Origin of the sequence: Neisseria sp. HMSC075C10 (assembly GCF_001815615.1) — a bacterium.
In the GTDB taxonomy this organism is placed as follows: domain Bacteria; phylum Pseudomonadota; class Gammaproteobacteria; order Burkholderiales; family Neisseriaceae; genus Neisseria; species Neisseria subflava_A.
The window spans coordinates 1-8,266 of sequence record NZ_KV821280.1 but is presented as its reverse complement, the minus strand read 5'-3'; the positions used below and the strand labels follow the sequence as shown (position 1 = coordinate 8,266).

The following is an 8,266-nucleotide window of genomic DNA, read 5'->3' as shown; positions in this document are numbered from 1 at the left end:
CCGGTTTGGTTTTTGACGGCGTCGGCCACTTTGCCGACGGAATCGGCCAGCTGGTAGGCTTGGGCGCCGGCGGCCAGGGTCTGCAGGGCGCGGGTGCGGTCGTCGGCTTTGCTTTTGGCTGCGCCCTCGGCAGCGTTGACCAAATCGATCAGCGGCGAGGAAATTTTGGCGAAGGTGCCGATTTTAAGGTCGCGCTCGCTCTGGCGGCTGCGGCCGTGGTTGTCGGCGGTGCGGATATCAACGCTTTGGGCGGCAATGTCGATGTCGCGGGCGGCGGCAACATCACTGCCGGTTTGGCGGTAGGCGCCGCCGGCATCTATCCGCACGCTGCCTTTCAGGCTGCCGATTTGGCTGGCGGTCTGCCGGGTTTCTTCGCCTTCGCTCTCGCGGCGGTTTTTCATCCAGCCGCTAAAGTGCTCGGTATCGGATATGACGGCGCTGCCGATGCCCGAAGAAACTTGGCGCTCGCTCTGGCTTTGGCGGTGTTCGGCGGCGCGGATGTCGATGTCGCCGCCGGCTTTAAGCAGCAGGTCGTCTTGGGAGACCAGACTGCTGCCGCTGACGGCGATATTGCCTTTTTCGGCAAGCAGACGGGTTTTACCGCCCACGGACAGGGTGCTGCCGCTGATGCTGCCGATCTCGCCCGCAGCCTGCCCCTGATCGTTAAAGGTGCCGAAGGGGGTGATATGGTCGCGGTTGTCGATGGAGAAACCGCTGCGCTTGCTGCTGCCGGTTTGCCGGCGGCTGTCGGCCGCGGCCAGCAGTCGGATATCGTCGCTGGCATACAGCAGGGCATCGCCTTCGGCGGAGATTTGTGCGTCTTTGGCTTCGATGCTGCCTTCGGTGGCACGGATGCTGAGATGGCGGCCGGCCGTCAGCGAGCTGCCGACGGCTTCGGTGCTGCTGCTATCCTGCGTCTGCGTGCTGCGGCTGCGGCCGCCGCTGATCACGACAGGCGTGCCCGCCGCCTGGCTGGCTTTGGCCGAGGCGCTGCTGCGCTGCATCCAGTTGCCAACAATACTGTCGCTGTACCCGCCGCCCTGCATGGCTTTGTCCCAGGCATTTTTACCGGCGGTATAGGGGTCGTAAGTGATGCCGATCGAGAAGCCGCTTTGTTTACGCTGTGTCCGGCTGTGCTGTTCGCTGCGGTTATAGGCTTCGTCAAGGGAAACTTCGCGCCCCTGCAGCTTCAGATCGCCACCGGCATACAGCTGTGCGGCTTCGGTACTCAGTTTGCCGCCCGCCGCTACGGTGGTATCGCCTTTCAGGCTGCCTATCTGCGAGGAGACTACGGCAGACGATACGCTGTTTTGCTGCAGGTTTTCTTGGGTCTTGCCGTAACCGGCCATCGCTACGCCGTTTTTCAGGCTACCGGTGAGGCCGGACTTTTTGCGCTCGTGGTTTTCCCAATCTTGGTAGCGGTTCTGAGCAGCATCAACGCGCACTTCGCCGGCAGCGGTCACCAGGGTCTGCCCGTCGCTGATGACTTGGCTGCCGCGGATGCGGGTGTCGCCGCCGGAAGCCGTTCTGACTTCGCGGCCGGTAATCACGCTGCCGGCTGCTTCGTCGTGTTGGCGCCGGTATTGGTCCAGCCGGCTTTTGCTGCCGGTCAGGCTGCGGTCTTTGCTGTAGGTGGATTCGTCCAAATCCAGGGTGCGGCTGCCTTCGCTGATGTCGATGTTTCCTTGGGCGGCCAGGGTGGTGCGGCCGTTTTGGCTGTCGATTTGGCCTTGGCGGATGCTGAGCTCTTTACCGGCGGATACGGTGATGTTGCCGGCCGCTTCGATGCGGCTGCCTGCTTCGGCGCTTTGGTGAATGTGGCGGTGGTTTTTGTCGTTTGCCGCGCCGTAGCTTTCGTGGCTTTCGGTGCGGACGGTGCCGAGTGTGACGCTGCCTTCGCGGGCAATCATTTGGCTGTGGCCGTCGCGGGCGCGGTTGGCCAGGCGGGCGCCGTTCAGTTTGATGTCGTGCCCTGCTTCGAGGCTGAGCAGGCCTTGGCCGTCTTCTGTGCCGCTGACATACAGTCCGGCCACACGGTCAACGGTGGTGCGGCCGTTGTGCGAGTCGCCGCTTTGGGCGGTGCTGCTTTGGAGGGTGATGTTGTCGGCTTTGAGGCTGAGCAGCCGTTCGGCTTCGATGCTGCCGCCGGTGATGTCGATTTGTTGTTGGGCGTCGAGTATGACGTTTTTGCCGCCGATGCGGCCGCTGTTGCTGATGTCGCCGGCGGCCAGATCGACGATGCGCCGGCCGGCAAGGGTACCGCGGTTGTCGATGCGGCCGGCTTCCAGCTGCAGGGCGTCGGCGCTGATGAGTCCGCCGGCGCTGTTGAGATCGCCGGGGCGGGCGAGGACGTAGACTTTGGGTACGAGTACGCTTTGGCTGCTGCCGTCGGCCAGGGTAACGGTCTGGCTTTCAAGCCAGACGATGTCGCTGGTCAGCCGGGCAACTTGTTCGGGGGACAGGGCGATGCCGGGGGTCAGCTGCTGGGCGCGGGCAAAGCTGATGCCGGCGTCCATCAGGGCTTGGAATTGGGCTTCGTCGTTCGGGTAGCCGTCCAGACGGCGGTAGCCGGTCAGACGGGCAATCTGTTCGTTGATCAGGCGTTGCTCGTAATAGCCGTCGCCCAGCCGTTTGTGGGTGCGGTTGGGATCGGTTTGCAGGGCTTTGAGCATGTAGTCGCTGCCCAGCCAGGTGCGGTAGTCGGCATAGGCGGGATCGGTTTCGACCAGATAGCCGGGGCGGTCGGGACGGACGGTGTACAGGCTGCTTTCGGGCAGGCTGAAGCTGCCGTCGGGACTTTTAATGCGTTGTGGCGCAACGGCGGCGGTGGCGGCATCGGCTGCGGCGGCATGGCCGGCAGGAGGGTTCAGGCTGCCTTGGTTTTGCAGAATGTCGCTCAGCTGGTTTTCAAAATCGTGGGTGCTGACGCTCGGGTTGTTGTAAGCATAACCACCTCTCCAATAGACATGATGCCTGCCTCGGTGGCCATGGCTTCTTTCGAAGGTCGCATGTTCGCTTATGCCGACTTCTTCCAGACGCCGCTGCTCTTGGGTGGCGTGGTTGGCAATCTTGTCTTTGGAAAGCCCCGACAATGTGCCACCGATCAGGATTTTGCTGTCACTGTTACGCCATTCTCCGCCTTCGGCTTTCAGGTCGCCGCCAATCAGGATTTCGCCCGGACGGCTTTCTACGATACGTTGGCGGTAACGGTTCAGGCTGTATTGGTAGCGGCGTACCGCCGATACGTCGGAGCGTTCGAATTTGCGTTCGGTACTGCCGCTTTTCTGTCTGCCCTGCTCGTTGAAACGGAAGACCAGATTGGTTCGGTATTGGCTCATGTTGCCGTCTTCGCCGTCAATGTAGCGTTCGGGCTCGCCGGCAAAGGTGTAGGCAGTTTGGCGGCGGCTGTCGGCCAAATATTCTTCGGTGCGCAAACCGGCGTTTAGGTTGTCCAGTTTTTGAACGGCAATCTGCCCGCCTCCCACTGCTTCAATCCGCGCGCCGCGGTTTTCCAGGCGCTCGGCCCTGCCTTCGGCCTGATGGCGCTCATTCAAACGGCCGCCGATATGCAGTGTGCCTTCGCTGCTGATCAGGCTGGAGACGCTGCCGGTTTGTACTTGGCCGTTTTCAATCCGGCCAAAGCCGCTGCCGGTGTTGCTTATGCTGCGCATGCCGATGTCCAGCCGCTCTCGTGCGGCAATGACGGGGGCTTGGTTTTTGCCGTCTGCGCTTCGTTCTTCGCGGTTGTTCAGGCTGCCGCCGCCCAGGGCGAGACGGCTGCCGTAGATGCGGCCGCTGCCGATGTTGTTCAGGGCAGTCGCGGCATCAATGCGGGTCAGGCCGTTGCTGTTGATCAGGCCGCGGTTGTCCACGGTGTCGGCGCCAAGACGGGTATTGCTGCCGGAAACCAGTTTGCCTTCGGCGCGGTTGTCGATGTGCCGGGCACGGATGTCGAGCGCTTGGCCGCCAGCCAAACGGTGGCGGTTGCGGATGCTGCCGCCGCTTTCGATGCTGAGTGTGCGGCCGGCTTCGATGTCTGCGCTGCTGTCAAAGTCGGCGCTGAGTTTGAGGACGGCATCACGGCCAGCGGCCAGGGTGCCGCTGCCGTCCAGTACCCGGGCATCCAGTCCGATGTCCTGTCCGGCCAAGATGCTGCCGTCTTGGTTGGTGATGTTGTCGGCGGCCAGTTTCAGGCTGCCGGCAGTGGTGATTTCGCCTTGTTCGTTGTTCAGGCCGTCTGAAAGGCGGATGTCGCTTTGGCTGTTGCTGCGGATGGCGCCTTGGCGGTTGTCGAGTCGGGTGCCATCCAGTTTCAGGCTGCCTGCGGCCAGGGCGCCGCCGCGGTTGTCGCTGTGGCTGCTGTGAATGTCGGCGCTGTGGGCGAGAATGTCGCCTTGGCGGTTGTCGAAACGGCTGCCGTCTGCTTTCAGGCTGCCGAGGGTGAGGCGGCCGCTGTTGGCCAGTTCGCTGTGTACGTTCAGATCGGTGCGGCCGCCCGCTTCGATGGTGCCGCTGTTGTCCAAACGGCCGGAGACGCTGATGCGGCCGTCGGCAGGAGTGGGAACTTGGGTATGGCCGCCGTGACTGTTGCCGCTATTGCCGTTGCCGTTATTGGCGGGCGGCCGCTTGTTGCCGGAGTGGGAACCATTGTTGTTGCCGTTTCCGCCGTTGTTGCCGCTACTGTTTCCACTGTTGCCGTTGTTGTTTTCCGGCAGGCCGATGCGGCCACTGTTGGCCAGGCGGGCGGTATCGACGGCTAGATCCTGACTGCCGCTTTGGCTGATGCGGCCGCTGTTGTCCAATACGGGGGCGGCAATGTCCAGACGGCCGCCGTCGATTTGACCGCTGTTGTCAATCCGGGCGCTGCGGATGCGGTTTTCTGCGGTGCTGAGAATGCGGCCGCTGTTGTTCAGGCTGCTTTTGCTGTCGATGCTGCTTTGGCCGTGGGCGTAAAGGGTGCCGCTGTTGTCGGCTTGGCCGGCGTTAAGACGCAGGGTGCCGCCGTCTTGGGCGGCGACGGTGCCGCTGTTGGCCAGTCTTCCGTCGGCGCTGAGGGTCACGCCGCCGGCACCGGCGTAAATCTTGCCGGCATTGCGGATGCCGCTGCCGGCATCGGCAGCAATCAGGGTGATTTTGCCGGCATACATGCCGCCCAGGGCGCCGGTGTCGATGGCAAAGACGGGGGCGGATGAAGACGGAGTGCGGGGTGCGGCGGCGTCTTTCAGGCTGCCTGCGGCGTCGGTTTGGCCGGCGGCGGCAATCACTTGGACGTCCTGCCCCCAAATGCCGCCGTCAATCTTGGCGGCACGGCTGAGAATGCGGGTGTAGTCGGCACCGCGCCCGTCAAGACCCTGTGCGCCGATTTCAATACGGCCGCTGCCGATGTCCAAACCGTCGAAACGGCCGTCTGCCAGGATGGGACGGCCGGTGGTCAGGGTGGCACCTGCGCTGTTGATAAAGCCGCCGCCGTCGACGCGGATGCCGGCGGGGTTGGCCATCACCACTTCGGCGCGGCGGCCGGCGATTTCGATATAGCCGTTCAGCCGGCTCGGGTCGCTGCTGTTGATTTGGTTGACGATTACACGGGCTTCGCCGCGGGCGAGAAAGGGGTTGCCCTGTATCCAGCCGGCCTGGCGGGTGGATACGCTTTTATGGCTGTTGTTGAGAATGGTGCCGCGCGTGTCGACATCGAAACGGCGGTATTGGTTGACGGATACGCCGTGGGCGGTGGGGGTTTGGATATTGACCTGCGGTAGTCCGTTGCCGGTTTGCAGGATGACGGGCTGCTGGGATTTGGGGGCGGATTTGTCGGCTTGGATGTCGGCAGCGGCGGCGGGCACAATCAGGGCCGAACCGAAACCGAGCAGCAGGCTGAAAGTCAGCGTGCCCAAATGCAAACGGCAGCCTGAACGGGTTTTTAGGCTGCCGTCACCGCCACCGGTTTCTCCGCCTGAGCGCTCGCCGGGACTTTTGCCCTGCCCGATGGCAGTCTCGGCTACGGCCATCAGGATGCCGCGGGTGCGGTTGAAGACGATTTTATGGCAGTGTTTGTTCATGTTCTTGCGTCCGTGTGGAAATGGGAAACAGGCAGCCCAAATGCAGGCGGTGCCCGTGTTTTCTCCGGTTAAAACGAATAGTTTAGGTTGAAACCGAAAACGGCGGTACGTTTGCTAAAGCCTTGCGGTTTTTTAATCGGTTTGCCGACAAACAGGTCGTAATTCAGGCTGCCGCCTGCTTTGAACTGGCCGCGCAGGCCGGCGGCGGCGCCGATTAGGGTTTGGCCGAGCAGGTATTGCGCCGAGTCGCCGGAAACATGGCCGCCGTCTAGCGCCAGATAAAACTGGTGGGCAGCCTGAAAATACCAGCCGGCTTCGTTGCGCCAGTACCAGCCGCGCTCGGCCGACAGTGAGCTTTCGCCGTCGAAGCCGCGCACGGTGTAGCGACCGCCGATGGCGATTTTGTCCAAAGGCGTCAGCGGGGTTTTATTCCACTGGGCATGCAGGGCGGTGTCATATACGAAGTGCTGCCGGCCGATTTGGAAGGGGTGGTTATAGCTGATGTCGGCAGTGATCACCTTCATTCTCGAAGTGCCTTCATCAAACACCTCTTCAGGGGCGGCAATGGCATCGGCCATGCCGGTGCCGCGCTTGTAGCCAAGGCCGATATCCAAAGTGCTGCGGCCGATGTATTCCTTGTGTTTTAGGCTCAACTGCCAACCGGCGGTTTTACGGCGCTGTACTTCGACTTCGGCATCATCGATAAAACTTTGGTTTTCTTTCTGCCACAGTTTGAAGCCGATATGGCTCTTGCGCCGCGCATCACGGTACAGCAGGCGGGTAAATCCGATGTCGCTGCCACGGCTTTTGCCGTTGTAGTCGTACACTTCATTGATACCCGCCACGGCTTGGTGGTAGCGGTAGTAGTTGTGGTTCCAGCTCCACAGCCAGTTGCCCGCAGGAACGGAATAGTGAAAGGCGTAGCTTTGGGTGCCGCCGGCGGTTTTTTTGCCCTCGGAGTCGGTATGGGTGTCGGTATGGCCCAGATGGCGGCCGTAGGACAGATAAAACAGATCGCTTAAGCCGAAAGGGTTGTCGGCAGAGAAAGTCAGGCTGCCTTGGTATTTGCCGGTGGTTTTGCTGCCGGAGTCGTCCACACCGAGCGACAGGCGGTAGGGCAGCAGCCGCTGCCGCCAGGCAACAATGATGTCGCTTTCATCGGGTGCATCGGCGGGAACGATTTGAATATCGGCTTCCGCGGTGGGTACGCGCTTGAGATTTTCCAGCCCCTGCTCGATACGGCGCAGATTCAGAATATCGCCGCCTTTCAACGGAATTTCGTTTTGAAAGGCGGCAATGCGCGCGGCACGGGTTTGGTCGTTGTGCGAAGTATCAGTGCGAACCGAGCGCACTTTGCCGGACAAAACGGTTAATTCCAAAGTTCCGCTGTTTAAATCCTGCGGTGCGGCCAAAATACGGGTAGTGGTATAGCCGCGGCCGATAAACGGCGTTTTGTGCCGCAACCATAATGCGGTTGATGCCTTGCGCACCCAAACATTGTCCGGATTGGAAGCCGGTTTCTTTCAAGGCTTTTTTAAGTGCAAACTGAAAACGGCCGGCAGCATCGCCGGTCAGGGTAACGGTATGAATGGGGAAACAGGGGGATTCGGCCGATTCGGCTGCAGACGGAGTAAGCGTACTTTGCCGCGTATCTTCCAAACGCACATCGACTTCGCGCTGCAGCTGCTGCTCCTGCTGCCGGCGTCGCATTTCCTGACGTCTGAATTCGCTTTCTTCAATGGTATCGGCAAGTGCAGCCTGAAAAGAAAAGGCTGCCAAAATAGCTAAACTCAGATGGGTGTGTATGGCGGACATAATGTTAAACCCAGTATATTTTTACTTGAAAATAAACTCACTAAATTTTACAAAATCATTGATAAAATGTCAATGTCTTAACTTTATCTATAGATATCTGGCGCTGTTTACAGTATCTGAAGATTTCAAGAATGATACTGTGAAGCCTTATGGCAGCCTGAAAGGGTTGCGGTGTTTGAGATGTTGCCGGCGTATTTTTCTTAAGCTGTTGTGTAAAACACTGTTAGAGACCTTTGCAAAAAAGCCCTTCCCTCGACAACCGAAACCCAAACACAGGTTTTCGGCTGTTTCGCCCCCAATCACTCCTAATTCTACCCAAATACCCCCTTAATCCTGCCCGGACACCCCATAATCAGGCATCCGATCCGCCTTTTAGGCAGCAACAGGCGCACTTA

At 60.6% G+C, this 8,266-nt stretch carries 1 protein-coding gene and 1 pseudogene; both read right to left on the bottom strand.

The features are described 5' to 3' along the window. A partial coding sequence (locus HMPREF3047_RS10790) for a two-partner secretion domain-containing protein (RefSeq protein WP_070714228.1) occupies positions 1-6,056 on the bottom strand: 6,056 nt, incomplete at its 3' end. A 68-nt stretch (positions 6,057-6,124) separates the two neighbouring features. Next, positions 6,125-7,871: pseudogene (locus tag HMPREF3047_RS10785) on the bottom strand (ShlB/FhaC/HecB family hemolysin secretion/activation protein). Positions 7,872-8,266 lie beyond the last annotated feature (395 nt).